Annotated in this window: 24 protein-coding genes and 1 pseudogene; 18 read left to right on the top strand and 7 right to left on the bottom strand. The window is 60.4% G+C overall.

What is annotated here, in order from left to right; genetic code table 11:
* The first annotated feature begins 9 nt into the window (after window positions 1-9).
* The 13 genes from D8U69_RS25930 (at window position 10) to D8U69_RS25875 (ending at window position 10,913) form a co-directional block, all read left to right on the top strand.
* On the top strand, window positions 10-1,425 hold the full coding sequence (locus tag D8U69_RS25930; RefSeq protein WP_130905256.1) for a cobyrinate a,c-diamide synthase: 1,416 nt from the start codon (window positions 10-12) through the stop codon (window positions 1,423-1,425).
* Window positions 1,422-2,072, top strand: a complete 651-nt coding sequence (bluB, locus tag D8U69_RS25925; protein ID WP_130908456.1) for a 5,6-dimethylbenzimidazole synthase — start codon at window positions 1,422-1,424, stop codon at window positions 2,070-2,072. Before D8U69_RS25930 ends, bluB begins: the two co-directional genes overlap by 4 nt.
* A complete protein-coding gene (gene cbiB, locus D8U69_RS25920; protein WP_130908455.1) occupies window positions 2,069-2,977 on the top strand; it encodes an adenosylcobinamide-phosphate synthase CbiB in 909 nt (302 codons plus the stop codon). Before bluB ends, cbiB begins: the two co-directional genes overlap by 4 nt.
* Window positions 2,970-3,962 carry a threonine-phosphate decarboxylase CobD gene (gene cobD / locus D8U69_RS25915; protein ID WP_056852935.1) on the top strand — a complete coding sequence of 331 codons (993 nt, stop codon included), beginning with the start codon at window positions 2,970-2,972 and terminating at the stop codon, window positions 3,960-3,962. The genes cbiB and cobD overlap by 8 nt, the downstream gene beginning before the upstream one ends.
* Window positions 3,959-5,410, top strand: a complete 1,452-nt coding sequence (locus D8U69_RS25910) for a cobyric acid synthase (RefSeq protein ID WP_130905259.1) — start codon at window positions 3,959-3,961, stop codon at window positions 5,408-5,410. The genes cobD and D8U69_RS25910 overlap by 4 nt, the downstream gene beginning before the upstream one ends.
* A gap of 145 nt (window positions 5,411-5,555) precedes the next feature.
* Window positions 5,556-6,077 (top strand): bifunctional adenosylcobinamide kinase/adenosylcobinamide-phosphate guanylyltransferase, encoded by a 522-nt coding sequence (cobU, locus tag D8U69_RS25905; protein ID WP_130905260.1) that lies wholly within the window; start codon window positions 5,556-5,558, stop codon window positions 6,075-6,077.
* Window positions 6,074-7,129 carry a nicotinate-nucleotide--dimethylbenzimidazole phosphoribosyltransferase gene (cobT, locus tag D8U69_RS25900; RefSeq protein ID WP_130908454.1) on the top strand — a complete coding sequence of 352 codons (1,056 nt, stop codon included), beginning with the start codon at window positions 6,074-6,076 and terminating at the stop codon, window positions 7,127-7,129. Before cobU ends, cobT begins: the two co-directional genes overlap by 4 nt.
* Window positions 7,126-7,701: an alpha-ribazole phosphatase family protein gene (gene cobC / locus D8U69_RS25895; RefSeq protein ID WP_130908453.1), complete on the top strand. Its 576-nt coding sequence runs from the start codon at window positions 7,126-7,128 to the stop codon at window positions 7,699-7,701. Before cobT ends, cobC begins: the two co-directional genes overlap by 4 nt.
* A 2-nt stretch (window positions 7,702-7,703) precedes the next feature.
* Entirely contained in the window at window positions 7,704-8,435 is a 732-nt protein-coding gene (locus D8U69_RS25890; protein ID WP_130908452.1) for an adenosylcobinamide-GDP ribazoletransferase, read from the top strand.
* Window positions 8,436-8,489: 54 nt separating this feature from the next.
* The gene (locus D8U69_RS25885) at window positions 8,490-8,894 is read left to right on the top strand and encodes a MarR family transcriptional regulator (protein WP_056852929.1); all 405 of its coding nucleotides are present in this window, start codon (window positions 8,490-8,492) and stop codon (window positions 8,892-8,894) included.
* 52 nt (window positions 8,895-8,946) lie between these two features.
* Window positions 8,947-10,155 (top strand): MFS transporter, encoded by a 1,209-nt coding sequence (locus tag D8U69_RS25880; RefSeq protein ID WP_130908451.1) that lies wholly within the window; start codon window positions 8,947-8,949, stop codon window positions 10,153-10,155.
* Window positions 10,152-10,274, top strand: coding sequence for a hypothetical protein (locus D8U69_RS29980; RefSeq protein WP_269083286.1), 123 nt, complete (start codon window positions 10,152-10,154; stop codon window positions 10,272-10,274). Before D8U69_RS25880 ends, D8U69_RS29980 begins: the two co-directional genes overlap by 4 nt.
* A gap of 69 nt (window positions 10,275-10,343) precedes the next feature.
* Complete coding sequence (locus tag D8U69_RS25875) at window positions 10,344-10,913, top strand: redoxin domain-containing protein (protein WP_130908450.1); 570 nt, start codon at window positions 10,344-10,346, stop codon at window positions 10,911-10,913.
* Window positions 10,914-11,002: 89 nt separating this feature from the next.
* Here D8U69_RS25875 and D8U69_RS25870 read toward each other — a convergent pair whose 3' ends face one another.
* The 3 genes from D8U69_RS25870 to D8U69_RS25860 form a co-directional block, all read right to left on the bottom strand.
* Window positions 11,003-12,274, bottom strand: coding sequence for an outer membrane protein transport protein (locus D8U69_RS25870; RefSeq protein ID WP_056852926.1), 1,272 nt, complete (start codon window positions 12,272-12,274; stop codon window positions 11,003-11,005).
* Between the two features lie 147 nt (window positions 12,275-12,421).
* The gene (locus tag D8U69_RS25865; protein WP_056852925.1) at window positions 12,422-12,904 is read right to left on the bottom strand and encodes a hypothetical protein; all 483 of its coding nucleotides are present in this window, start codon (window positions 12,902-12,904) and stop codon (window positions 12,422-12,424) included.
* A gap of 276 nt (window positions 12,905-13,180) precedes the next feature.
* Window positions 13,181-13,405 carry a hypothetical protein gene (locus tag D8U69_RS25860; RefSeq protein WP_130908481.1) on the bottom strand — a complete coding sequence of 75 codons (225 nt, stop codon included), beginning with the start codon at window positions 13,403-13,405 and terminating at the stop codon, window positions 13,181-13,183.
* Window positions 13,406-14,390: 985 nt separating this feature from the next.
* Here D8U69_RS25860 and D8U69_RS25850 point away from each other — a divergent pair.
* Together D8U69_RS25850 and rmuC are read left to right on the top strand one after the other, a co-directional pair.
* Window positions 14,391-14,714, top strand: a complete 324-nt coding sequence (locus tag D8U69_RS25850; protein WP_082557531.1) for a hypothetical protein — start codon at window positions 14,391-14,393, stop codon at window positions 14,712-14,714.
* A 196-nt stretch (window positions 14,715-14,910) separates the two neighbouring features.
* Window positions 14,911-16,254: a DNA recombination protein RmuC gene (gene rmuC / locus D8U69_RS25845; protein ID WP_177434598.1), complete on the top strand. Its 1,344-nt coding sequence runs from the start codon at window positions 14,911-14,913 to the stop codon at window positions 16,252-16,254.
* Window positions 16,255-16,269: 15 nt separating this feature from the next.
* Here the strand turns inward: rmuC and D8U69_RS25840 are convergent, their stop codons facing one another.
* Window positions 16,270-19,740, bottom strand: coding sequence for a PAS domain-containing hybrid sensor histidine kinase/response regulator (locus D8U69_RS25840; RefSeq protein ID WP_130908448.1), 3,471 nt, complete (start codon window positions 19,738-19,740; stop codon window positions 16,270-16,272).
* Between the two features lie 135 nt (window positions 19,741-19,875).
* On the bottom strand, window positions 19,876-20,412 hold the full coding sequence (locus tag D8U69_RS25835; protein WP_130908447.1) for a TetR/AcrR family transcriptional regulator: 537 nt from the start codon (window positions 20,410-20,412) through the stop codon (window positions 19,876-19,878).
* A gap of 151 nt (window positions 20,413-20,563) precedes the next feature.
* Here D8U69_RS25835 and D8U69_RS25830 point away from each other — a divergent pair.
* The 3 genes and pseudogenes from D8U69_RS25830 to D8U69_RS25820 all read left to right on the top strand — a co-directional run bounded on the left by D8U69_RS25830 (window position 20,564) and on the right by D8U69_RS25820 (window position 24,999).
* Window positions 20,564-21,758: pseudogene (locus D8U69_RS25830) on the top strand (MFS transporter).
* Window positions 21,759-21,876: 118 nt separating this feature from the next.
* Window positions 21,877-23,028: a TDT family transporter gene (locus D8U69_RS25825; protein WP_130908446.1), complete on the top strand. Its 1,152-nt coding sequence runs from the start codon at window positions 21,877-21,879 to the stop codon at window positions 23,026-23,028.
* A gap of 96 nt (window positions 23,029-23,124) precedes the next feature.
* Window positions 23,125-24,999 (top strand): MFS transporter, encoded by a 1,875-nt coding sequence (locus D8U69_RS25820; protein WP_130908445.1) that lies wholly within the window; start codon window positions 23,125-23,127, stop codon window positions 24,997-24,999.
* 123 nt (window positions 25,000-25,122) lie between these two features.
* On the opposite strand, the gene sugE is transcribed toward D8U69_RS25820, so the two are convergent.
* Together sugE and D8U69_RS25810 are read right to left on the bottom strand one after the other, a co-directional pair.
* The gene (sugE, locus tag D8U69_RS25815; RefSeq protein ID WP_056852917.1) at window positions 25,123-25,437 is read right to left on the bottom strand and encodes a quaternary ammonium compound efflux SMR transporter SugE; all 315 of its coding nucleotides are present in this window, start codon (window positions 25,435-25,437) and stop codon (window positions 25,123-25,125) included.
* 118 nt (window positions 25,438-25,555) lie between these two features.
* A partial coding sequence (locus D8U69_RS25810) for a bile acid:sodium symporter family protein (RefSeq protein WP_130908444.1) occupies window positions 25,556-26,305 on the bottom strand: 750 nt, incomplete at its 5' end.

Below are 26,305 nucleotides of genomic sequence, written 5' to 3'. Positions count from 1 at the left end.
TCGCACTGTATGAATAGCGCTCGTCAATGCCCGGCGGTACTGATTGCCGCGCCGGCCTCCGGTCAGGGCAAGACCACGGTCACCGCCGCGTTGGCCCGTTTGCATCGCAATCAGGGGCGCAAGGTGCGCGTGTTCAAATGCGGCCCGGACTTTCTCGACCCGATGATTCTCGAGCGCGCCAGCGGTGCGCCGGTGTATCAACTGGATATGTGGATGGTCGGCGAGCAGGAAAGTCGTCGGCTGTTGTGGGAAGCCGCGGCTGAAGCCGATCTGATCCTGATCGAAGGCGTGATGGGATTGTTCGATGGTACGCCGTCGAGTGCCGATCTGGCGCGGCACTTCGGTGTGCCGGTACTCGCTGTGATCGACGGCACCGCCATGGCCCAGACTTTTGGAGCACTGGCCCTCGGGCTGGCGCGTTATCAGGCGGACTTGCCGTTTGCCGGGGTTCTGGCCAATCGTGTCGGCACCCTGCGTCACGCGCAATTGCTCGAAGGCAGCCTGACCGAAGGCTTGCGCTGGTACGGTGCCTTGTCCCGGGAAACCGGGATCGAATTGCCGAGTCGGCACCTGGGGCTGGTACAGGCCAGTGAGTTGAATGATCTCGATGTGCGTCTGGATGCTGCCGCCGATGCCCTGGCCAGCAGTTGCGAAGTGGCGTTACCGCCGGCCGTGGAATTCGCGGCGCCCGACGTGATCGCGGCCGAACCGTTGTTGGCCGGTGTGCGGATTGCCGTGGCCCGGGACGAAGCCTTTGCCTTTACCTATGGTGCCAGCCTCGATCTGTTGCGGGCGATGGGTGCCGAGTTGCGGTTTTTCTCGCCGATTCGCGATGCCGATTTGCCGCAGGCCGACAGCCTGTATCTGCCCGGTGGTTATCCGGAATTGCACCATGTGGCATTGGCGCAAAATACTTCGATGCTGAACGCCATTCGCGCGCACCATGCCGCGGGCAAGCCGCTGCTGGCCGAATGTGGCGGCATGCTTTATCTGCTCGATTCGTTGACCGACGTCGAAGGCACGCGCGCCGAGCTGGTCGGTTTGCTCAGCGGTGACGCGGTGATGCAAAAGCGCCTCGCCGCGCTGGCCTTGCAAGCGGTCGAGTTGCCGGAGGGTTCGCTGCGTGGACATACGTATCACCACTCGCTGACGACCACCGATTTGACGCCGATTGCCCGTGGCCTGAGCCCTAACGGCGGGCGCGGGGCGGAGGCGGTTTTCCGCGAGGGGCGGATGACAGCGTCGTATGTGCATTTTTATTTTCCGTCCAACCCATCGGCAGTCGCCGCATTGTTTGCGCCTGACCTTGAAACCGCTATCGCTGCGATGCGGCGACCGGACAAATCAGCCCCCACAGTGAGCGGTGTGATACCTGAAGAAATGCAATTCCCTGTGGGAGCTGGCTTGCCAGCGAAGAGGCCATGACCGACAACGCCTTTTCCGACGTCGAACGCGAAGCGGTTTATCGCGCCATCGCCGAACGCCGCGACATGCGCCACTTCAGCGGCGGTACTGTCGAACCCGAATTGCTTCGGCGTCTGCTCGAAGCCGCGCATCAGGCGCCCAGTGTCGGCCTGATGCAGCCCTGGCGTTTCATCCGCATCAGCGATCGAGATTTGCGCGGCAAGATCCAGCGACTGGTGGAAGACGAACGTGTGCGTACCGCCGAGGCTCTCGGTGAGCGCACCGACGAGTTCATGCAGCTCAAGGTCGAAGGCATCAACGAGTGTGCCGAAGTGCTGGTGGCCGCACTGATGGATGGCCGCGAGCGGCACATCTTCGGTCGCCGCACCTTGCCGGAAATGGACCTGGCGTCGTTGTCCTGCGCGATCCAGAACCTGTGGCTGGCGTCCCGTGCCGAAGGATTGGGCATGGGCTGGGTTTCATTGTTCGAACCGCAGGCGCTCGCCGACCTGCTGGGCTTGCCCGCCGGTGCCAAGCCGTTGGCGATCCTGTGCCTGGGGCCGGTCAAAGAGTTCTATCCGGCGCCGATGTTGGTGCTCGAAGGCTGGGCGCAGGAACGTCCGCTAAGCGAAATGTTGTACGAAAATTATTGGGGAGTGAGTCAATGAGTGTGGCGTTATTGAGTGTCGCCGCAGTGGCGCTGGATGCGCTGCTGGGCGAACCCAAACGCTGGCATCCGCTGGTGGCGTTCGGCCGTTTTGCCGAGCGCATCGAGCAACGTTTCAATGGCGGTGGCCGTGGCTGGCGCAGCCATGGCGTGACGGCGTGGGTGATCGCCGTGTTGCCGCCGACATTGTTGGCCACGGCCTTTTCCTGGGCGCCTTATGTCGGCTGGATCGTCGAGATTCTCGCGCTGTATTGCGCCCTCGGCATGCGCAGCCTCGGTGAGCACGTCGAACCTGTAGCAAAAGCCCTGCGCAGCGATGATCTTGAAGAGGCACGCAAACGCGTGAGTTATCTGGTGAGCCGCAAAACCAGTGAGCTGGACAAAACCGAAGTCGCCCGTGCCGCCACCGAATCGGTACTGGAGAACGGCAGCGACGCGGTGTTCGCCGCCTTGTTCTGGTTCGCCGTGGCCGGTGCGCCGGGCGTAGTGCTCTACCGTTTGAGCAATACGCTGGATGCGATGTGGGGTTATCGCAACGAACGCTTCGAGCGTTTCGGATGGGCCGCGGCAAAGATCGATGACATCCTCAATTACATTCCTGCGCGTCTGGTGGCGATGACCTACGCGCTGCTCGGCAAAACCCGACTGGCGTGGAAATGCTGGCGTACTCAGGGACCAACCTGGGACAGCCCGAATGCGGGTCCAGTGATGGCGGCGGGGGCCGGCGCGCTGGGCGTCGAATTGGGCGGGCCGGCGATTTATCACGGCGAACGGCATGAGCGTCCGCAACTGGGCGAAGGTGCGCCGGCGGACGCGGACTCCATCGACCGTGGCTGGCAATTGGTCCAGCGCGGCGTATGGTTATGGCTGCTGATTCTCTGCGTGGGGGCTGAATTTTATGCTTGAACACGGTGGACGGTTGCGCAAGGCGGCGCTCGAATACGGCATCGAGGAAGCCGATTGGCTTGATTTGTCCAGCGGTCTCGCGCCCTGGCCGTTTCCAGTCCCCGATATCCCGCTGCGCGCCTGGGCGCGGTTGCCAGAGGCCGACGATGGCCTGGAGCAGGCCGCCTGCGATTACTACGGCACCTTGCAGGCATTGCCAGTGGCCGGTTCGCAAATGGCTATCCAGCTGCTGCCGCGTTTGCGGCGGGTCGGCAAGGTTGGCGTACTGTCGCCGTGTTACGCCGAACATGCCGAAGCCTGGCGTCGCAACGGCTACATCGTGCGAGAAGTGCTGGAACAGGAAGTCGATTTCTTCCTCGACAGCCTCGACGTGCTGGTGGTGGTCAACCCGAACAATCCCACCGGGCTGAGCCTGACGCCCGCCCGATTGCTGGACTGGCACACGCGCCTGGCGCAGCGCGGAGGCTGGTTGGTGGTGGACGAAGCGTTCATCGACAACACGCCGCACTTGAGCCTGGCACCGTTTGCCCATCAGGTCGGCCTGATCGTACTGCGCTCGTTCGGCAAGTTTTTTGGCCTGGCCGGCGTGCGTCTGGGATTTGTGCTGGCCGAGCGCAAGTTGCTCAAGTTGCTCGCTGAACAGGTAGGGCCGTGGGCCGTCAGCGGTCCGACCCGTGTGTTGGGCCAATCGTGCCTGCGTGATACCGAAGGACAAACGCAGCAACGGATACGGGCCGAAGAGGCCAGCGAGCGGTTGGCGTCGTTGCTCGAGCGTCACGGTTTCAAACCGCAGGGTGGTTGCGCGCTGTTCCAGTGGCTGATCACCGATCGCGCCGAAGAGCTCCACGAGTTCATGGCCCGTCGCGGCATTCTGCTGCGCTTGTTCACCCACAACAGCAGCCTGCGTTTTGGCTTGCCGGGAGATGAAGCCGATTGGGCGCGTCTCGACGCCGCATTCACTGCTTTATCCAAGGAACACCCATGACCACGCTGATGGTGCAGGGCACCACCTCCGATGCCGGCAAAAGCACCCTGGTGACGGCGTTGTGCCGCTGGGTCAAACGTCAGGGTGTGAGTGTGGTGCCGTTCAAGCCGCAGAACATGGCCCTCAACAGCGCAGTGACGGCCGACGGTGGCGAGATCGGCCGCGCGCAAGCCGTGCAGGCTCAGGCGGCGTTCCTCGAACCTCACACCGACATGAACCCGGTACTGCTCAAGCCCAACAGCGATACCGGCGCGCAGGTGATCATCCATGGCCGCGCGGTCACGACGATGAATGCCGTGGCCTATCACGACTACAAAGCTATCGCGATGCAAGCGGTGCTGGCCTCGCACGCACGATTGAGCGCGGCGTATCCGGTGGTGATGGTCGAAGGCGCGGGCTCGCCGGCCGAAATCAACCTGCGTGCCGGCGACATCGCCAACATGGGGTTCGCCGAAGCGGTGGATTGCCCGGTGCTGCTCATCGCTGACATCAATCGCGGCGGGGTTTTCGCGCATCTGGTGGGCACGCTGGAGCTGTTGTCGGCGAGCGAACAGGCACGGGTCAAAGGCTTCATCATCAATCGTTTTCGCGGTGACATTGCCCTGCTGCAACCCGGTCTCGACTGGCTGGAACAGCGCACCGGCAAACCAGTGATCGGTGTGCTGCCTTATGTGATGGACCTGCACCTGGAAGCCGAAGACGGCATCGATCAGCGCCAGACCGACAAGGCCGAGCAAGTCCTGAAAGTGCTGGTGCCGGTGTTGCCGCGCATCAGTAACCACACCGATTTCGATCCACTGCGCCTGCATCCGCAAGTCGACCTGCAATTCATCGGCCCCGGTCAGGCGATTGCGCCGGCCGACCTGATCATTCTGCCCGGCTCGAAAAGTGTGCGCAGTGACCTCGCCTATCTGCGGGCTAACGGCTGGGAAACGGCGATCTCTCGGCACTTACGCTATGGCGGAAAAGTGTTGGGAATTTGCGGTGGCCTGCAGATGCTTGGCGAGCAAGTGCATGACCCGTTGGGCCTGGAGGGTGCACCCGGTTCCAGCGCCGGTCTGGGCTTGCTGGCATTTGAAACGCAATTGGAACAGGACAAACAACTGCGCAATGTGCGTGGGCACCTGGCGTTGGAGAATGCTGAAGTCGTCGGCTATGAAATTCATGCGGGCGTGACCACCGGGCCGGCGCTGGAAAATGCGGCGGTGCAACTCGACGACGGTCGTTGCGACGGTGCCCGGAGCGTCGACGGGCAAATTCTCGGTACTTATCTGCATGGCCTGTTCGAATCACCGGCCGCTTGCAGTGCGCTGCTGCGCTGGGCGGGTTTGCAGAACGTGCAGGACGTCGATTACCACGGTTTGCGCGAGCGCGATATCGAGCGGCTGGCGGATTTGGTGGAGAAGCATTTGGATACCGCGCTGTTACGGGAACTCTGTGGGATCTGAGGTGATTGTGCTGGCCTCATCGCGGGCAAGCCTTGCTCCGACAATTTCGCAGCGAGCCGCAATTGTGTGGTTGACACAAAACTGTAGGAGCAAGGCTTGCCCGCGATGACGTCAGTCGATTCACCAATATTTATAGGAAGTAACCATGCTGCAACTGATCCTCGGCGGCGCCCGCTCCGGCAAAAGTCGCCTGGCCGAAAAACTGGCGGCTGACAGCCAATTGCCGGTGACCTACATCGCTACCAGCCAGCCGCTTGATGGTGAAATGAATGAGCGGGTCGCCCATCACCGCGCCCGTCGCCCAGCCGAGTGGAACCTCATTGAAGAACCGCTGCAACTGGCCCGCGTCCTGCGGGAAAACGCGCGCGCCGATCATTGCCTGTTGGTGGATTGCCTGACGCTGTGGCTGACCAACCTGCTGATGCTCGACGACGCTGAGCGCTTGTGCGCCGAACGTGATGCCTTGCTGGAGTGCCTGGTGTCGCTGCCGGGTGAAATCATTTTTGTCAGCAACGAGACCGGAATGGGTGTCGTGCCGCTGGGCGAATTGACTCGCCGCTTTGTCGATGAAGCCGGTTGGCTGCATCAAGCTCTGGCCGAACGCTGTCAGCGAGTCGTCCTGACCGTTGCCGGCTTGCCCCTGACTCTGAAAGGAACTGCGTTATGACCTCATCCTGGTGGCTGGCCCCGTGCAAACCGCTCGACACCCAAGTGCTCGAACTGGCGCAAGCGCGGCAACAGCAACTGACCAAACCGGCCGGTTCCCTCGGTCAGCTCGAGTCGCTGGCTGTTCAGCTGGCCGGCCTGCAAGGGCAGGTGAAACCCGGCCTGGATCAAGTGTGGATTGCGATTTTCGCCGGTGATCATGGCGTGGTCGCCGAGGGTGTGTCGGCGTACCCCCAGGAAGTCACCGGGCAAATGCTGCACAACTTCGTCAACGGTGGTGCGGCGATCAGCGTGTTGGCGCGACAGTTGGGTGCATCCCTGGAAGTGGTCGATCTCGGCACCGTAACGCCGTCGTTGAATCTGCCGAACGTACGTCATCTGAACATCGGCCCTGGCACGGCGAATTTCGTACAAGGGCCGGCGATGACTCAGGCGCAAGGCGAACTTGCATTGCAGGCCGGTCGCGACAGCGTGTTGCGTGCCATCACGACGGGCGCGCAACTGTTTATCGGTGGCGAGATGGGCATCGGCAACACCACCGCCGCCAGCGCCTTGGCCTGTGCCTTGCTCGATTGTCCGGTGATGCACCTGACCGGGCCGGGCACCGGGTTGAATGCACAAGGTGTCAGCCATAAGGCTCAAGTGATCGAGCGGGCGTTGACGTTGCACGCCGCTCAACGTGGCGATGCCTTGCTCACCCTGTTCAACCTCGGCGGTTTTGAAGTTGCAGCGTTGGTCGGGGCTTACCTGGCCTGTGCCCAGGAAGGCGTTGCGGTGCTGGTGGACGGGTTCATTTGCAGCGTTGCGGCATTGGTCGCGGTGCGTTTGAACCCGCAATGCCGTCCGTGGCTTTTGTTCGCTCATTGTGGCGCCGAGCCGGGTCATCGGCATGTTTTGGAAACGCTGAATGCCGAACCGTTGCTCGATCTCGGACTGCGACTGGGCGAGGGCAGTGGTGCCGCGTTGGCGGTGCCGTTGCTGCGCCTGGCGTGTGATCTGCACGGGCAGATGGCGACCTTCGCCGAGGCTGCCGTGGCGGATCGTCCGGCATGATTTTGCACCTGGATCTGTTGCGTCACGGTGAGACCGAACTCGGCGGCGGCCTGCGCGGCAGCCTCGACGATGCGCTGACCGAGGCGGGATGGGCGCAAATGCGCGCGGCGGTGCTCAGTCAGGGACCGTGGGATCGCCTGGTCAGCTCGCCATTGCAGCGGTGTGCGCGGTTCGCCCATGAGCTCGGTGAGCGATTGGCTTTGCCGGTCACGCTGGAAAAAGATCTGCAGGAACTGCATTTCGGCGCTTGGGAAGGGCAGAGCGCCGCCGAATTGATGAAAACCGATGCGCAGGCCCTGGGGCTATTTTGGGCTGATCCCTATGCGTTCACCCCTCCGGACGGTGAGCCGGTTGCGGATTTTTCTGCCAGGGTGCTTGCCGCCGTGGCGAGGTTGCAGGCCGCCTACGCCGGTGAACGGGTGTTGCTGATCAGCCATGGCGGCGTCATGCGTCTGCTGCTGGCCCAGGCACGGGGATTGCCGCGCGAGCAATTGCTGGGTGTCGAAGTCGGTCATGGTGCGTTGTTCTCGCTGTCGGTCGATGCCGATGGCGTGTTAAGGGAAGTGATCTGAGCATGTTGCCATTCTGGATCGCCCTGCAATTCCTCAGCAGTTTGCCGATCCGTCTGCCGGGAATGCCGACGCCTGAGCAGCTGGGACGCTCGCTGCTGTTCTATCCGCTGGTGGGGTTGTTGTTCGGCGTCATTCTGTGGACGTTGAACTGGCTGATGCTGGGGACGCCTTTGCTGCTGCATGCGGCCCTGTTGTTGACGGCTTGGGTCCTGCTCAGCGGAGCGTTGCACCTGGATGGCCTGGCCGACAGTGCCGATGCCTGGCTGGGCGGTTTTGGGGATCGCGAACGGACGTTGACGATCATGAAAGATCCGCGCAGCGGTCCGATCGCGGTGGTGGCGCTGGTGTTGGTGTTGCTGCTGAAATTCTGCGCGTTGCTGGCGCTGATCGAGCAGTCGCATGCGCTGGCCCTGATCATCGTGCCCCTGATCGGCCGAACTGCGTTGCTGGGGTTGTTCCTGACCACCCCTTATGTGCGCGCAGGCGGTTTGGGCCAGGCGCTCGCCGATCATCTTCCGCGCTCGGCGGGCAAGCAGATAATGGTCGCAAGCGCCGTGGTCTGTGTGCTGATTGCGGGGTTTGGCGGTGTTCTGGCGCTGGCCCTGGCGGCGGCAATGTTTGTCTGGCTGCGGCAGATGATGCTACGGCGATTGGGTGGAACCACGGGCGATACCGCCGGGGCGCTGCTGGAGCTGCTGGAAGTTGCAGTGCTGGTGGGCTTGGCGTTTTTCTGAACTTCACCCATCATGCGACTTGATTTAACACAACCGCGGGTATATACACGCACCATGCTCGAATCCCAATGTTTATGTATCAACCTGCGTCGCGCCGCCCGTGGCGTCAGCAGGCATTACGACGGCGCACTCGACGGCTTCGGGATCAATGTCGCGCAGTATTCTTTGCTGTGTAATTTGCAACGGCTGGATCAACCGAGCATTTCCACCCTCGCCGAAGCGATGGGGCTGGACCGCAGCACGCTGGGGCGCAATCTGCGTGTGCTGGAGGGCGAAGGGTTGGTGATGCTGGTCGAGGGCGAGGACATGCGCAATCGCATCGTCAGGCTGACCGAAGCCGGAGCAGAGCGTTTAAAAGCAGCCCTGCCGGCGTGGGAGGCGGCGCAACAGCGCTTGATCGATCGTCTGGGCGCTGAAAAGCGCGAAACATTACTGAAGTTGCTGGATGAACTGGCTTGATGCCAGTTTGTTCGATCTTAAGCGGGTATATACCCGCGACCGGAGAACAATAATGACATCAATGTGGCGTACATGTGGTTGGGTTCTGTTGGGGAGTGCGCTGATTCTTGCGTTGTCTCTGGGGGTGCGGCATGGCTTCGGGCTGTTCCTGGCGCCGATGAGTGCCGAATTCGGCTGGGGACGCGAGGTGTTTGCCTTTGCCATCGCCCTGCAGAATCTGATCTGGGGACTCGCACAGCCCTTTACTGGCGCGTTGGCCGATCGCTTCGGCGCGGCGAAAGTCGTGCTCATCGGCGGTGTGCTGTACGCCCTGGGTCTGGTGTTCATGGGCCTGTCGGATTCGCCGGCGACCCTGTCCCTGAGCGCCGGTCTGCTGATCGGGATTGGTCTGTCGGGTACCTCATTTTCAGTGATTCTCGGGGTGGTCGGGCGCGCAGTGCCGCCGGAAAAACGCAGCATGGGCATGGGCATTGCCAGCGCCGCCGGTTCGTTCGGTCAGTTCGCCATGCTGCCCGGCACGCTCGGATTGATTGGCTGGCTCGGTTGGTCAGCGGCGCTGCTGGCCTTGGGGCTGTTGGTGGCGCTGATCGTGCCGCTGGTGAGCATGCTCAAGGACAAGCCATTGCCAGTGCTTGGCCATGAGCAAACCCTCTCGGAGGCACTGCGTGAGGCCTGTTCTCACTCCGGGTTCTGGCTGCTGGCATTCGGTTTCTTTGTCTGTGGTTTTCAAGTGGTCTTTATCGGCGTGCACTTGCCAGCGTATCTGGTCGATCAGCATCTGCCTGCCACCGTCGGTACGACTGTTCTGGCGTTGATTGGCTTATTCAATATCTTCGGCACCTACACCGCCGGCTGGCTCGGCGGGCGCATGTCCAAGCCGCGTTTGCTTACCGGTTTGTACCTGTTGCGGGCCGTGGTGATCGCGCTGTTCCTGTGGGCGCCGGTGACAACGACTTCGGCGTACCTGTTCGGAATGGCCATGGGCTTCCTGTGGTTGTCGACGGTGCCGCTGACCAACGGCACCGTCGCAACCTTGTTCGGCGTACGAAACCTGTCCATGCTCGGAGGTATCGTTTTTCTCTTTCATCAACTGGGTTCGTTCCTTGGCGGCTGGTTGGGCGGGGTGGTGTACGACCGGACCGGGAGCTATGACTTGATCTGGCAGGTCGCGATTCTTCTGAGCTTGATGGCCGCCGCGCTGAACTGGCCGGTGCGTGAGCGACCGGTTGCGCGCCTGCAAACACAAATGAGCACGACATGAACAGTCTCTGGCCACGTATCACCATTCTTGCCGTCTGCGCCGGGTTGCTCGCTGTGGCCTGGTGGGGTTGGCATCAGGGCGGCCTGGCGTTGATGCAATTGGGCATGGGGGCGTGTTAGGACGCTTGCTAGCGGGAGGGCAGGACGAGTAACTTCGATGTCACCCGAATCACTCAAGGAAGCACCGATATGCTGATGCGCTGGTTGGCAGTTCCCGCGTTACTGGTAGCGTTTACCGGATTGGCTCAAGCGGCAGAGTGCCCGGCGCTGCTACAGGGCTCGTTGCCCAAGCTGCGTTCCAATGAGTCCATCGACCTGTGCCAGCGCTTCGCCGGCAAGCCGCTGGTGGTGGTCAATACGGCGAGCTTCTGTGGCTTCGCCCCGCAGTTCAAAGGTCTTGAGGCGCTCAATCAGCGCTATAAGGAACAAGGCTTGGAAGTGATCGGTGTGCCGTCCAATGACTTCAAACAGGAGTCCAAGGACGGTGCCGAGACTGCCAAGGTCTGCTACGTCAACTACGGCGTGACGTTCACCATGACCGAGCCACAGAAAGTCCGGGGCGACGATGCCACGAACTTGTTCAAGGTACTCGGCAAACAGTCGAAAAATCCGCCGAAATGGAATTTCTACAAATACGTGGTCGACCGACAAGGCAAGGTGGTCGCCAGCTTCTCCAGCTTGACCAAGCCTGACGATCCCGACTTCATCGCCGCAGTGGAGAAGGCTCTGGCCTCGCCACCCCTGGCCTCCGCTCCCTGATCGACAGCCACAAAAAAGCCCCGCCTCTGTACCAGAGCGCGGGGCTTTTTTTGATTGCGCGGGCGAGGGGTCAGGCTCGCCGCGAATTATCAGAAACGGTAGGTCGCACCGACACCGAAACCGTTCGCCGAGTTTTCATACTTGGCGCTGTAGGCCTGACGGCCATTGCTGTTGTTGACGTTGACCGATTCTTCCCACAGGTAGGAGTACGCCACGTCGATGGTCAGGTCGTCGGTCGGGCTCCAGCCGGCGCCCAGGCTGAAAATCTTGCGATCGCCCGTCGGGATGCGTGGGGAGCGGTTTTCGTTGTTGGTTGGTGCCTGGTCAACCGAAAAACCGGTGCGCAGTACCCACTGCTTGTTCAGCTGATACGAAGCACCGATGGCGTGAGCCCAGGTGTCGTGCCAGTTCTGTTCTTCGGTGATGGTGCCAAGACCACGTGCGGCCAGGGCAGCAGGAACGCCTTCGTTTTCCACGGTGATTTCTTTCAGGCGGCTCCAGCGAGTCCAGGTGCTGCCTGCATAGAGAGTCCACTGGTCGTCGAGCTGGTGGGTAACCGAGAAGTCAACCGACTCGGGCGTGGTCAGGTCCAGGGAAGCATCGAACTTCTGGTTCGGATTCTGGCCCAGGGCGCCGAGCAGGCCGTAGTTGACCTTGGTGTCACCGTCGAGCTTGTACTTCACTTTCGAGTGGTAGGTCAGGCCGACGCGAGTGCTGTCGGTGGCTTGCACCAGGATACCGATGTTGTAGCCCAGAGCCGTGTCGTCACCCTTGATCTTGACTTCACCATCCGGTGCGCGCGGGTCCAGCGACAGGTTGGATTCCAGCTTGCCGTCGATACGGTTGATGGTCGGGCCGAAACCGATCGACACCTTGTCGTTGAAGGCGTAGCTGACGGTTGGCTGCAGGGTGATGATTTTGACTTCGCTCTTGCTGCCGAAGTAGCGGCCGGCAAAGCCGTTTTCATAATCGGTTACCAGGCCGAACGGTGCATAGACACCGAAACCGACTGCCCATTGGTCATCGAGAGGCTTGACGTAATAGCCCATCGGCACGCCCATGAAAGGGACCATGTCACCTTTGTTGGTGCCGCCATTTGGACGGGAGCTGGCATCGCTGATGTCGGTGTGTGCGTCGATGAATGCAACACCACCGGTTACTTGTTCACGCTTGAGGCGGGACATGCCCGCAGGGTTGCCCACAAGTGTGGATGCGTCGTCGGCAACGGAAGATCGCCCGGCAAAACCAGTACCCATCCCGCTGATGCTTTGTTCGTTGAGGGCAAAGCCACTTGCGAAGATCTGGGTGGATGCCATGGCAACGGCGAGACTAATGGTGGTTTTGAGCATTACTTTTTTCATTATTAGAACTCCTGGTGATCACCGGGGCGAAAATTACCAACATTTTCGTCCCAGCGCTATAGGCTGTATGGCTTGATTTAGAGCGGTTTTGTAGGACAATCCGACCAGATTCGCAGCGTATTGTGCGATCTTTGGATCCAGAGTGTGTCAGCAGGCAACCTGATTCAGTGGTGATACACAGGTTTGCCAAGCGAAGGTGAAGTCTCTCAGGCGACCTTGGGGCTGGAAGGTCTGGCGCCAGATTCGGGCCATTCCCAGCAGGTCGTCTGCTTCGGGGAGCGGGGTGTTCTGTTCTTCGACCATCAGCCAGGCGATGGCGGTGGCGTAACGCAGGTTGACGGTCAATTCGACGTGCGGGCCACTGAGAAAGGCATGTTGGCTGGCGAGGCCACGGACCAGGCTTGCGCGTTCGGGATCGAGCGCCAGGTAGTGGTCCCAGAGAGCCTGATGGCGAGGTTCGGCGATACGGTAGAGGCCGTGGCCACGGCGGTCGTGAAGGGCGGAACCAAGGGCTGACTGACTGGCGGCAATGCCCAGCAGCAGGGATTCGGCAGTTGCGCTATGGCGTCCAAGGTAGATCAGCGTCGGACGAATCACATAACGGCACAGTTCGCTGGCAGCGATACCCATAAAACCCTCGAAACCATGAATTGGACGGCGATACCTGATGGGGCCTTGGCAGCGGTGAATCGACTCAGGCTCGCCGGAAGCGGATCAAGCCGCTTGAGTTGAAGTGTAGTGTCATATTCGCTGCGTAAAGGACTGTTTTTAAAATATTTCCAGCTTCCAGTTATAACCGTTATACCGGTTGGTGCTTAGCCGCTTTGCGGGCAAACTGAAATTTCAGGCAACAAAAAGCCCCGCTTTTGAGAGCGGGGCTTTTGGTATTTCAGCCTTGCTGGCGTCTCAGGCAACCAGTGCCTGACGAGTACGTTCGATCACGGCCTGCAGCGGTTCAGCGCTGGAGTATTGATCGGGGTACAGGCGTTCGCTGTGTCGGGCGATGCCGTGTTCGTTGACCAGGGTAAAACTGAAGCAGCCTTTGCGAGCGGCCATGATCAGGCAGTTCATTGGTGCAAAAGCGTTGGTTAGGGTGCGGATGGCATCCTGTGCATGGATTTGAGTAGTCATAGTCATGGTGTTCCTACAAGCGACACGGATAAGAGCCGTGCAAAATTAAAACGTTCCAGTGACGACGACCACCGTTGGTCGAGCGAAGAACCTGACTGGAACAAAGCAGCCAGTTTGAAGCGCTGATAAATTGGCGCGCTTGGGCTGGCAGGTAGGTACTTAGGAGGGCAGGCAACACATCAAGGGCTAAGGTTCTGGGCCCGGGGTGAGGATCCTGATCAATTTGCAGGTTGGTTCGGTCAGAGTAAGCGAGCCTGGCAACACCCTTTGCTTTCGATTCAAAGGCTGTGTTGACGCAAGATTTACCTGGAAACCATCGAGGTGGTCGATCCCGCTTTTATCGGTTGGGCTTCCATCGGGAAGGCAGTCCGGGGGGATTTGTTCGACCAGAATTGACTTTCAGCTTGGTACTAACGCCGGGGATACTAACGGATTGAATCGGCAAAGGGAAGTGTGATAGCCACAGGAATATCCAGGGGGTCCTGGAACAGCCGTAAAAAAACCGACATGAGCCCTGATAGCGAGCTTGGATGATCCGGATTCCGACCGATGGTCATGACCATCCGACGGATGACAAACGGCCTGGAATGCGGGTTTGCCGCGATTTATCCCCAGGACCGATGCCAAATCGCGCCGAAAAAACGCCTCGATATAACCATCGGCGAGCTACTTGTACACATTAGTTGCACAGACTGTAACGCCACTGTCATCCCGCTCCAGAGAGGAGTGGGTGCCTGTAACCAAAATTTAAGTCAATGAAAAACATCGCTTTTTTTTACTGGTGAAAAAATCGTCAGTTTGACTGCAGGCCCCATTCCACAGGGCTTTGCGGCTCTTCAAGGGCGGTTGTCCACTGAGTTATCCACAGCTTCTGTGGATTGTCCCGAGCGCTTGCTCTAGGACGGGCGTGCCGGGATTTTTTCAGCTTTACCTGTAAGAAAAAAAGAGTAGAGTGGCGCGCCTTCCGATCTGCCCACAGTGCTTTATGAAGTTTCGTACACCATCCGATTCCTCTTCCTCCAAAACATCCACTGTTGCCCCTCCCAAGCGTTTTTCGATGCGGGTTGCAGAGTGGTTGCTGGACAGTCCGCGACTGGGCGAAAACCCGAATGTCAAACACATCGCCGGGCGTTTGCTCAAACAACCTGCCCGTGAGGGCGTGGTGGCCGCGCAAAGCCGCCTGGGCCAACTGATGTGCCGCGAATGCGGGAATGCCCGGGACCGCCGGATCGGCCAGGACCTGTTGCGGCAGGCCGCACGGGCGGGTGATCAGCGCGCACAACAGGAACTGGGGCTGATCGAAGACTGAGCTGTCCAAGACCTGACGCCTTGGTTAACCTTCAAACTTTAATTCGAAGGCAGGAATGGCTATGGCTATGGACTTGACCAGCGCCTTGCTCGGTCTGGCAGGCGCTGCGTTGCCTTTGCTGGTATTGGCCTGGCAGCTTCAGCGCCGGGCGAGCAACTCGCAAGCGGACGTCGCGTTACTGGAAGAGCGTCTGGCCATGGCCCAACTGGCGCAGGATGGCTTGAGTTCACAACTTGAAACCTGTCGCGATGAAATCGCTGATCTGGGGCAGGCCAATGCCGCCAGGCAGGCAGATTTGGCCGCTGTGCGCCGTGAAGTCGAGTTGTTGCAGATCGAACGCGATGACGCCCGGGATGCTGCCCATGCCTGGAACATCGAGCGCGCCGGCAAGGAAACCGAGTTGCGGCGCCTGGATGCCCAGGCCGCCTCGCTCAAGGCTGAACTGCGCGAACAACAGGAAAGCCATCAACAACGCCTCAACGACCTGCAGGGCTCCCGAGACGAGTTGCGCGCTCAGTTCGCCGAGTTGGCGGGGAAAATCTTCGATGAGCGTGAACAGCGTTTTGCCGAAACCAGCCAGCAGCGTCTGGGACAATTGCTTGACCCACTGAAAGAACGCATTCAATCGTTCGAAAAACGTGTCGAGGAAAGTTATCAGGCCGAGGCGCGCGAGCGCTTCTCCCTGGCCAAGGAACTGGAACGCCTGCAACAGCTGAATCTGCGCCTGAGCGACGAAGCCACCAACCTGACCCGTGCCTTGAAAGGGCAGAAGACCCAGGGCAACTGGGGCGAGTTGATCCTGGAGCGGGTACTCGAACATGCCGGCCTGGAAAAAGGCCGTGAGTACCAGACTCAAGTCAATCTCAAGGGGCCGGACGGCGAGCGTTTCCAGCCCGACGTGATCATCTATTTGCCCGGCGACAAGCAGGTGGTGGTCGACTCCAAAGTCAGCCTCACGGCTTATCAGCAATACGTGGCGGCCGAGGACGAAGGCATCAGCCAGATCGCCATCAAGCAGCACGTGCTGTCTCTGCGTAATCACGTCAAAGGCCTGGCCGGCAAGGATTACAAGCGGCTCGACGGTTTGCACAGCCTGGATTTCGTGTTGCTGTTCGTGCCGATCGAAGCAGCGTTTTCCGCGGCATTGCAGGCCGAGCCGACGCTTTTTCAGGAGGCGTTCGACCGCAACATCGTGATCGTCAGCCCAACCACGTTGCTCGCGACACTGCGGGTTATCGACAGCCTGTGGAAGCAGGAACGACAAAGCCAGAACGCCCGGGAAATCGCCGAGCGGGCCGGGTGGCTGTACGACAAGTTTGTGTTGTTTATCCAGGACCTGGACGAGGTGGGCAATCGCCTGCAGCAACTGGACAAGGCCTACAGCTCGGCGCGTAACAAGTTGACCGAAGGGCGCGGCAATCTGGTCAGTCGCAGCGAGCAACTGAAGTTGCTCGGGGCCAGGGCAAGCAAGAGTTTGCCCGCAGATTTGCTGGAGCGGGCGATGACCGATGTCGATGGCTTGGTCGAGTTGCCGGAATAAGGGTTTTCGCTGACGCTACAACGGCAAATGCCGGCTCAACAACGCCCGCAACGCCGCGGGTTTGACCGGCTTGGTCAGGTAATCCAGTCCGGCCGCATGTACCTGAGCGATGGTCTCTGGCCGCCCGTCGGCGCTGATCACCACGCCCGGCACAGGCTCACCGAGTCGAGTTCGCAACCACGCCATCAATTCGGTTCCGGTCTCGCCGTCATCCAGGTGGTAATCGACCAACGCCAATTGTGGTCGCATCCCCTCAGCGAGCAGGGTCATGCACTCTTCGCGGTTGCGTGCGGTCCAGACCTGGCAACCCCAGCGCGTGAGCAAGCTGTTCATGCCGATCAGAATGCTGTCCTCATTGTCGATGCACAGCACCTGGCCGCCATTGAGCAACTTGCCATTGAGTTCGACAGCCTTGGCGGGCAGCGCCGTTTGAGCTCGGGCCAGCGGTACTCGGACGCTGAATACGCTGCCGCGTCCTGGCCAAGAGCGTACAAGCAAGGTGTGACCCAGCACGCGGCACAGACCATCGGCAATCGCCAGGCCCAACCCCAGGCCTTTTTCCGCCCGTGTCTGATGGCTGTCGAGACGTTTGAATTCTTCGAAAATCACCTGCTGCTTGTCTGCCGGAATACCCGGTCCGCGGTCCCAGACTTCCAGGCATAGCTCGCCTTTGCGTCGCCGAACCCCAAGCAACACGGGGCCTTTGGCGTAGCGGAAGGCGTTGGTGAGGAAATTCTGCAGGATTCGGCGCAGCAGTTTGATGTCGCTGTCGATGCGCAACTTGCTGCCCCGGACACGGAATTGCAGGCCTTGCTCACGAGCCAACGCCTTGAATTCGGCGCCAAGGGTGTCGAACAATTCATTGAGGGCAAATGGCTTGGGATCAGGATTGATCTTGCCGTTTTCCAGGCGGGAAATGTCCAGCAGATCGCTGATCAAGTCTTCGGCAGAACGCAGCGAGCTATCCAGGTGCTGGATCAGTTTTTGCGCCTCACCGGGCAAACCGTCGTGCTGATGAGTCAAGGCCGCGGAAAACAGCCGCGCAGCGTTCAGTGGCTGCATCAAATCATGGCTGACCGCTGCCAGGAACCTGGTCTTCGATTGGTTGGCCGCCTCGGCGGTGCCCTTGGCTTCGGTCAGCGCGACGTTGAGTTGTGAGAGCTCACGGGTACGCTCAGCTACCCGCTGTTCCAGGCTCTCGTTGGCTTCGGTCAGCGCCTGCTCGGCCTCGCGGAATGGGGTGATGTCGGTGAAACTCATGACAAAACCACCACCCGGCATCGGGTTGCCGATCAGTTCGATCACCCGCCCGTTGGGGAACAATCGCTCCGACGTATGCGCACGCCCCTGGCGCATCCAGTGCAGGCGCCGGGCGACGTGTACTTCGGCTTCGCCGGGGCCGCACAGTCCCCGTTCGGCGTTGTAGCGGATGATGTCGGCGATGGGGCGACCCACGCTGATCAAACCGTCCGGGTAGTTGAACAGCTCCAGATAGCGCCGGTTCCAGGCCACCAGTTTCAGTGACTGGTCGACCACGCTGATGCCTTGGGTAATGTTCTCGATGGCGCCTTGCAGCAGCGCACGGTTGAATTGCAGGACTTCCGAGGCTTCGTCGGCGATCCGCACGACGTCCTCCAGTTGCATCTCCCGACCTTCGATGGCCGCCTTTACCACCGCCCGCGTCGACGAGGCGCCCAGTACGCCGGCGAGCAGGCGTTCGGTATGGGCGATCCATTCACCGTCGGCATTCTGGTTCGGGTTGAAGCCTTTGCCCTGGCGATAGGCAAAGCGGATGAAGCTCTGGCGGGCGCGTTCTTCGCCGACGAAGCGGGCGGCCAATTGCAGCAAGTCGTCGATCTGTACCGCGAGCATCGAGCGCGCGCTGGGGCGGGCGCTGATTTCCTGGCCGATGAAACGGCCAGCCTGCCAGTGTTCCGACACGCGGGTGCGCGACAGCACCGAGACCCAGGCAAACAGGGTGAAGTTACCCGCCAGAGACAGCACCACGCCTTGGGTCAGCGGGGTGATCGGCAGGTTCAGCGGATTGCCGTGCAGCCAGGCCAGGCCCGGGAAACTGTTCAGGGACATGCCGAGGCTATGGGCGGCGATCGGCAGGATCAGCGTGTAAAACCACAGGAAGGTGCCGGCGGCGAGACCGGCAAACACACCACGGCGGTTGGCCTGTTTCCAGTACAACGCGCCGAGCATCGCCGGTGCCAGTTGCGTGACCGCGGCGAAAGCGATCTGGCCGATGGTTGCCAGGCTGGCGGTCGAGCCCAGCAGCCGATAGCTCACGTAGGCCAGCAGCAGAATGACCACGATACTCACGCGGCGCACCGAGAGCATCCACTGGCGGAACACTTCGAATGGACGCTCGGCGTTGTTGCGGCGCAGCAGCCATGGCAACAGCATGTCGTTGGAAACCATGGTCGACAGCGCCACGCTTGCCACGATCACCATGCCGGTGGCCGCCGACGCACCGCCGATGAACGCCAGCAACGCGAGGGCAGGGTGAGCCTGGGCCAGCGGCAGGCTGATCACGAAAGAGTCCGGCAACACCGAGCTCGGCAACATCATCTGGCCGGCCAGGGCGATGGGTACGACAAACAATGCTGCCAAAGCGAGATAGGCCGGAAACACCCACTTCGCCAGACGCAGGTCTTGCGGGTCGATGTTTTCGACGACGGTCACATGGAATTGTCGCGGCAGGCAGATGATCGCCATCATCGCCACGCCGGTTTGCACCACCATCGACGGCCAGTTGATGGTTTCTTTCCAGTATTGCTCCAGGCGTGGGGCGAGCATGGCTTGATTGAACAGGTCATCGAAACCGTCGTACAAACCGAAGGTCACGAACGCGCCGACCGCCAGAAAGGCGAACAGCTTAACCAGTGACTCGAACGCAATCGCCAGCACCATGCCACGGTGGTGTTCAGTGGCATCGAGGTTGCGCGTACCGAAAACAATGGTGAACAGCGCCAGTACCAGCGACACCACCAGCGCGGTGTCCTGTGCGCGAACGCCCATGGCGTCGGCGCCCGCACCGATCAGCAGATTCACGCCGAGCACGATGCCCTTGAGCTGCAAGGCAATGTAGGGCAGCACGCCGACCAGGCAGATCAGCGCCACCACCACCGCCAGCGACTGGGATTTGCCATAGCGTGCGGCAATGAAGTCGGCAATCGAAGTGATGTTCTCCTGCTTGCTGATCATCACCATTTTTTGCAGGACCCACGGCGCCCCGATCAACAGCAGGATCGGTCCAAGGTAGATCGGCAGGAACGACCACAGCTGTTCGGCGGCCTGGCCAACGGCACCGAAGAACGTCCAGCTGGTGCAGTAGACGGCCAGTGACAGGCTGTACACCCAGGCACGCACCCGCGGCGGCAATGGCGCGCTGCGACGGTCACCGTAAAAGGCGATGGCGAACATGATGGCCATATAGGCCAGGGCGACGGCGGCGATCAGCCCGCTGGACAGCGACATGGGAACTCCCGGCAACCAAAGACACCCGGGCCTCCCGCCCGGACAGACAGTCTCGCACGATGGCAGGGGTTAGTCAGTGTCGACCAAGGTCGTGGCGTGGCGGGCTGTCGCAGGGGGCTGCTCTCGATAGGGTCGTCACTGAGTCAGTGCAATCTCGATCAATCGATGCAACTCCTCTACCTCCAGCGGCGCTTCGGAAAACAGGATGCGGAACACGATGGGCGCCGCGATCATGTTGATCAGCCGGTCGACACCGGGCTGTGGTTCATCCGTGTAGCGATCCAGAATGACCTGCAATTGCCCGCCAATGATCGTTGCGCAGTAGCTCGGCTTGAGGCTCGACTGCACGTCGCGCAGCATGTTGCGGCCGGGGGCTGAGCTCATCTCGTCCAGATACTGTTCCGCCCAGGCGCGCACATCACCCGCCAGGCTGCCGGTGTTGGCCGACTCGGTTTCCGGTTGCATGCGCGCAAGGGCGACGTCCGCGAGCAGCACCGACAATTCTCCCCACCGCCGGTAGATGGTCGACGGCGTGACCCCTGCGCGAGCAGCAATTTGCGGCACGGTGAGGGTGGCGCGGTCCTGTTCTTCAAGAAGCTCGCGCACGGCGTTATGAATCGATTCCTGTACCCGGGCGCTGCGGCCACCGGGACGTAAAGCGGGCGTGCTCATGATGTGTTTCCTGTTTCGCGGCGGAGTCTTTTCAAGGCAGCGCCGTTTCTAAAAAGCCATGCATCGGACCTTAACACAAAGAATTTGCTTTAAGCGCTATCCGGTAGCACACTCCGCAAAAGCAAAAAATTAGCTTTTGCGGAGTGTGCGCATGTCCAGTACTCGTTCGAACCGGTCCAGCCTGTGGTTCCTGGCAATCACCTTGCTCAGTTTTCTGGCGGCATCCACCGCGCCGACACCGTTGTACTACTTGTATCAGGAGCAAATGCAGTTCTCGGCTGCGGTGCTGACCCTGATTTTCGGCGTGTATGCCCTCAGTTTGCTGGCGGCGCTGCTGACGGTCGGTTCGCTCTCGGATTACCTGGGCCGTAAACCAGTGATCTTCACCGCGGTGCTACTCAACATCCTGGCGATGTTGATGTTTATTCATGCCGACAGTGTTACCTGGCTGATCAGTGCCCGCGTCCTGCAAGGCTTTGCCACCGGTATGGCGACCGCGGTGTTGAGCGCGACGCTACTCGATACGGACCGCCAGCATGGGCCGCTGATCAACAGCGTGGCACCCTTGATCGGCATGGCCATGGGCGGGTTGGGCTGCGGTTTGCTGGCGCAGTTTGCGCCGGCACCACTGCACTTGACCTATTGGCTGCTGCTGGTCTTGTTTGCGATGCAGGCGGTGTACGTCTGGCGCTTGCCGGAAAGCGTTTCGCGACAGCCCGGCGCCTGGGCTTCATTACGACCCACGCTGCACGTGCCCGTCCAGGCGCGTCCGACAATGTGGCGGGTGTTGCCGCTCAACACTGCGACCTGGGCGCTCGGTGGTTTCTACGCCTCACTGGCACCCTCGCTGGTACGCACGGCCACCGGCTCGACATCAAACTTGATCGGCGGCGCGACCGTCGCCGCTCTGACATTGACGGGCGCGCTGATGATCTACGCCTTGCGCAATCGCCCGGCCGCCAGGTCGCTGCAATTGGGAGCCAGCCTGCTGCCGATGGGGATCGTGTTGATTCTGCTGGGTGTACACGGTTCCAGCCTGACGTTGTTTTTCGTGGGCACGCTCATCGCCGGGTGTGGCTTTGGTTCCGGGTTTCTGGGGGCCGTGCGCAGTCTGGTGCCGCTGGCCTTGCCCCATGAGCGGGCGGGGTTGATGTCGGCGTACTACGTGCTCAGCTATCTGGCGTTCTGCCTGCCATCGTTGCTGGCCGGCAATTACGCACGGTTTTGGTCTGGTCAGAACCACTGATGGCTATGGTGTTGCATTGATCGTCCTGTCGCTGAGCGCTTTGTTTTCATTGATGCGCCAACGTAACGCCAGCATCAGCAATGCTTCAGGTCGTGCGTAATCTCCTGTAGGAGGTGTACATCTGCAAAATAGATAACAGTTAGAGATATTACCCGTTATATCGATATTCCATCTGGCTCTATGATGAACTCCACCTCACCAGAGGACAGGAGTTCATCATGACCTGCACCCACATCGCCAAACCCGGTATCAAGCCGTTTCGTCATCTGCAACATCCAATGGAAGTCATTCGCCAGTTCACCCCCAACTGGTTTGCCGCCACCATGGGCACCGGTGTATTGGCTTTGGCGCTGGCACAATTGCCGGGCGCCAATCCCGCGCTGCACGCAATCGCCGAAGGTCTTTGGCTGTTCAATATTCTGTTGTTTGTATTGTTCACGGGCCTTTATGCCGCGCGCTGGGTTCTGTTTTTCGACGAGGCTCGCCGGATTTTCGGACATTCCACGGTTTCGATGTTTTTCGGCACGATTCCCATGGGGCTGGCGACCATCATCAACGGCTTTCTGCTGTTCGGTTTGCCACGTTGGGGCGAAGGCGTGATCGCACTGGCCGAGGTGTTGTGGTGGCTGGATGTCGCGATGTCGCTGGCGTGTGGGGTGCTGATTCCCTACATGATGTTCACCCGCCAGGAACACCGCATCGACCAAATGACCGCTGTCTGGTTGCTGCCGGTGGTGGCGGCGGAAGTGGCCGCCGTCAGCGGTGGTTTGCTGGCGCCACACCTGGCCGACGCTCATTCGCAACTGGTGGTGCTGGTGACCAGTTACGTGCTCTGGGCGTTTTCCTTGCCGGTGGCGTTCAGCATTCTGACGATTCTTCTGCTGCGCATGGCCCTGCACAAGTTACCCCACGAGAACATGGCCGCCTCCAGTTGGCTGGCATTGGGGCCGATCGGCACCGGCGCGCTGGGCATGTTGCTGCTGGGCGCGGATGCGCCAGCGATTTTCGCCACCAACGGTATGGCGGGTAGCGGCGAGATTGCCGCCGGCCTGGGCCTGGTCGCAGGCATCACGTTGTGGGGCTTCGGCTTGTGGTGGATGCTGATAGCGATCCTGATCACCCTGCGTTATCTGCGTGCCGGCATTCCTTTCAATCTCGGCTGGTGGGGCTTCACCTTTCCGTTGGGGGTCTACTCTTTGGCAACGCTGAAGTTGGCCAGCACCCTGCACCTGATGTTTTTCAGTGTGTCTGGTTGTGCTCTGGTGGCGTTGTTGGCGGTGATGTGGCTGATCGTAGGCACGCGCACTGTCCAGGGTGCCTGGAGAGGGGAGCTGTTCGTCTCGCCATGCATTGCAGGATTAAAGAAATAACCTGCGAAGTTTAGGTAATGTGTGGCCTGGATCGAGGTTCGGCAATCCAATCAGAAAACCCGGCCACTTTTACCCAACCTCAGGGAAACATGGAAGATGAGTCATCCCTCACAGTTCACCTTGCTGCGCACACGTCGATTCCTGCCGTTCTTCGTGACCCAGTCCCTGGGGGCGTTCAACGACAACATCTTCAAGCAGTCGCTGATCCTCGCCATCCTGTACAAACTCACTATCGACGGTGATCGTTCGATCTGGGTCAATCTGTGTGCGCTGTTGTTCATCCTGCCGTTTTTCCTGTTCTCGGCGCTGGCCGGGCAGTTCGGGGAAAAATTCGCCAAGGACGCGTTGATCCGTCTGATCAAGCTCGGGGAAATCGCCATCATGGCGGTGGGTGCGATCGGTTTCATGTTCGATCACCTGTGGCTGATGCTCGTGGCGCTGTTCGCCATGGGCACGCACTCGGCGCTGTTCGGGCCGGTGAAGTATTCGATCCTGCCGCAAGCCCTTCGCGAAGATGAACTGGTCGGTGGCAACGGCCTGGTGGAAATGGGTACGTTCCTGGCGATCCTTGCCGGGACCATCGGCGCCGGGATCATGATGTCTTCCAGTCATTACGCCCCGGTCGTTTCGACGGCGATCATCGGCATTGCCGTGCTCGGTTACCTGGCCAGCCGCGGTATCCCGCGGGCTGCAGCGGCGACCCCGGAAATGCGCCTGAACTGGAACATCTTCAGCCAGTCCTGGGCCACGTTGAAACTGGGCCTGGGGCAAACCCCGGCGGTGTCGCGTTCGATTGTCGGCAACTCGTGGTTCTGGTTCGTCGGGGCGATTTACCTGACGCAAATCCCCGCCTATGCCAAGGAGTGGATGCACGGTGACGAGACCGTTGTAACGCTGATATTGACGGTGTTCTCGGTAGGTATCGCCGTCGGTTCGATGCTCTGCGAAAAGCTCTCCGGGCGTAAAGTCGAAATCGGCCTGGTGCCGTTCGGTTCGTTTGGCCTGACCGTGTTCGGCTTGCTGCTGTGGTGGCATTCCGGGGGGATTCCCGACAGTGTTGCCGGCCATGGCTGGATTGAAATTCTCGGCTTCGGCCACACCTGGCTGGTGTTGCTCGACATCCTCGGCCTTGGTGTCTTCGGTGGTTTCTACATCGTGCCGCTGTACGCGCTGATTCAGTCACGCACCGCCGAGAACGAACGTGCGCGGGTGATTGCCGCCAACAACATTCTCAACGCGTTGTTCATGGTGGTATCGGCGATCGTTTCGATCATCCTGCTGAGCCTGGCCAAGCTGTCGATTCCGCAATTGTTCCTGGTGGTGTCGCTGCTCAACATCGGCGTCAATGCCTACATCTTCAAGATTGTTCCCGAATTCACCATGCGCTTCATGATCTGGCTGCTCAGCCATTCCATGTACCGGGTGGAGCACCGCAATCTCGAACGGATTCCCGATGAAGGTGCTGCGCTGTTGGTGTGCAACCACGTGTCGTTCGTCGATGCCTTGTTGATCGGCGGTGCAGTGCGTCGGCCGATTCGCTTTGTCATGTACTACAAAATCTACAACCTGCCGGTGCTGAACTTTATCTTCCGTACGGCGGGGACGATTCCGATTGCCGGACGTCAGGAAGATATCCAGATCTACGAACAGGCCTTCACGCGCATTGCCCGGTATCTGAAGGAAGGTGAGCTGGTGTGCATCTTCCCCGAAGGCAAGCTGACGGCGGACGGCGAGATCAATGAGTTCAAGGGTGGACTGACGCGGATTCTCGAGGAGACGCCAGTGCCAGTGATTCCGTTGGCTTTGCAGGGGTTGTGGGGAAGTTTCTTCAGCCGCGATCCGGGCAAGGGATTGTTTCGTCGGCTGTGGTCGCGGGTGACACTGGTGGCGGGGCCGGCGGTGGCGGTTGAGGTGGCCGAGCCGGCCAAACTACAGGCTTTGGTTGGGGACTTGCGCGGGACCGTCAGGTAGTTGGTGACTGTACTGGCCCCATCGCGGGCAAGCCCACTCCCACAGGGATTGATGGTGTGCTCCAAATAGGTGGCACAACGTAAATCCTGTGAGAGCGGGCTTGCCCGCGATGGCGGTAGTGGCCTAAGCGCTGACCTTGAGCCCAACCAACCCGGCAATAATCAACGCCACACTGGCCAGCCGGAACAACGCCATCGACTCACCGAACAGGATGATCCCGGCAATCACCGTACCGACGGCGCCTACGCCAGTCCAGACTGCATAGGCCGTACCCAGCGGCAATTCCTTCATGGCAAGGCCCAGCAAACCAAGGCTGATCGCCATGGCCGCGAGGGTGAGGGCAGTGGGGAGTGGTCGGCTGAAACCGTCCGTGTACTTCAGGCCCACAGCCCAGCCGACTTCAAACAGGCCGGCGAAAAACAGAATGATCCAGGACATGTAAGACCTCATCGATTGACGGGGTCGTCCCCAGATTGATGACTCGATCGAGCCGCGAGGTCGTCCTCCCGGTGCGCAATATAGTGCCCAGCATTAATCCGGGGATCAAGTTGCCGGATCAGTCGGTGGCTTGCTGACCCGCGACTTTCCGGTCTTGCTTCTCGCTCATGCGGCGGAAATACGTCGAAAGCAGCGCGCCGGAAATGTTGTGCCACACACTGAACAACGCACTCGGCACTGCCGCCAGCGGCGAGAAGTGTGCACTGGCCAGCGCGGCACCCAACCCGGAATTTTGCATGCCGACTTCCAGTGCCAGGGATTTACGCTGGGCCAATGGCAGCTTGAATACGCGTCCGGTGAAGTAACCCAGCAGGTAACCGAAGCTATTGTGCAGCATGACCACCGCCATGATCAGCAGGCCGGATTCGGCGATTTTCGCCTGGCTGGCGGCGACGACGGCAGTGACGATAATCACGATGCTCACCACCGAGACCAGCGGCAACACGTCCACGGCGTGACGAACCTTGTCCCCGAGCAAGCGCTGGGCAACCACGCCTAATACGATCGGCAGCAGCACCACTTGCAGAATCGACCAGAACAACTCCATGAACGAAACCGGTAGCCAGGCCGAAGCCAGCAACCAGATCAGCGCTGGCGTCAGCAGCGGGGCGAGCAGGGTGGTAACCGCAGCGATGGCCACCGACAGTGCGAGATCGCCACGGGCCAGCCAGGTCATGACGTTTGAAGAGGTGCCGCTAGGGCAGCAGCCGACCAGGATAACGCCGACGGCGATTTCCGGCGGCAGATGGAATGCCTGGCAGAGCAACCACGCCACACCGGGCATGATCACGAAATGCGCAACCACGCC

Source organism: Pseudomonas sp. Sample_16, from assembly GCF_004307665.1.
Classification (GTDB): Bacteria; Pseudomonadota; Gammaproteobacteria; order Pseudomonadales; family Pseudomonadaceae; genus Aquipseudomonas.
Note: the sequence above shows the minus strand (reverse complement) of the source record. Positions and strands in the feature narration are given on the sequence as shown.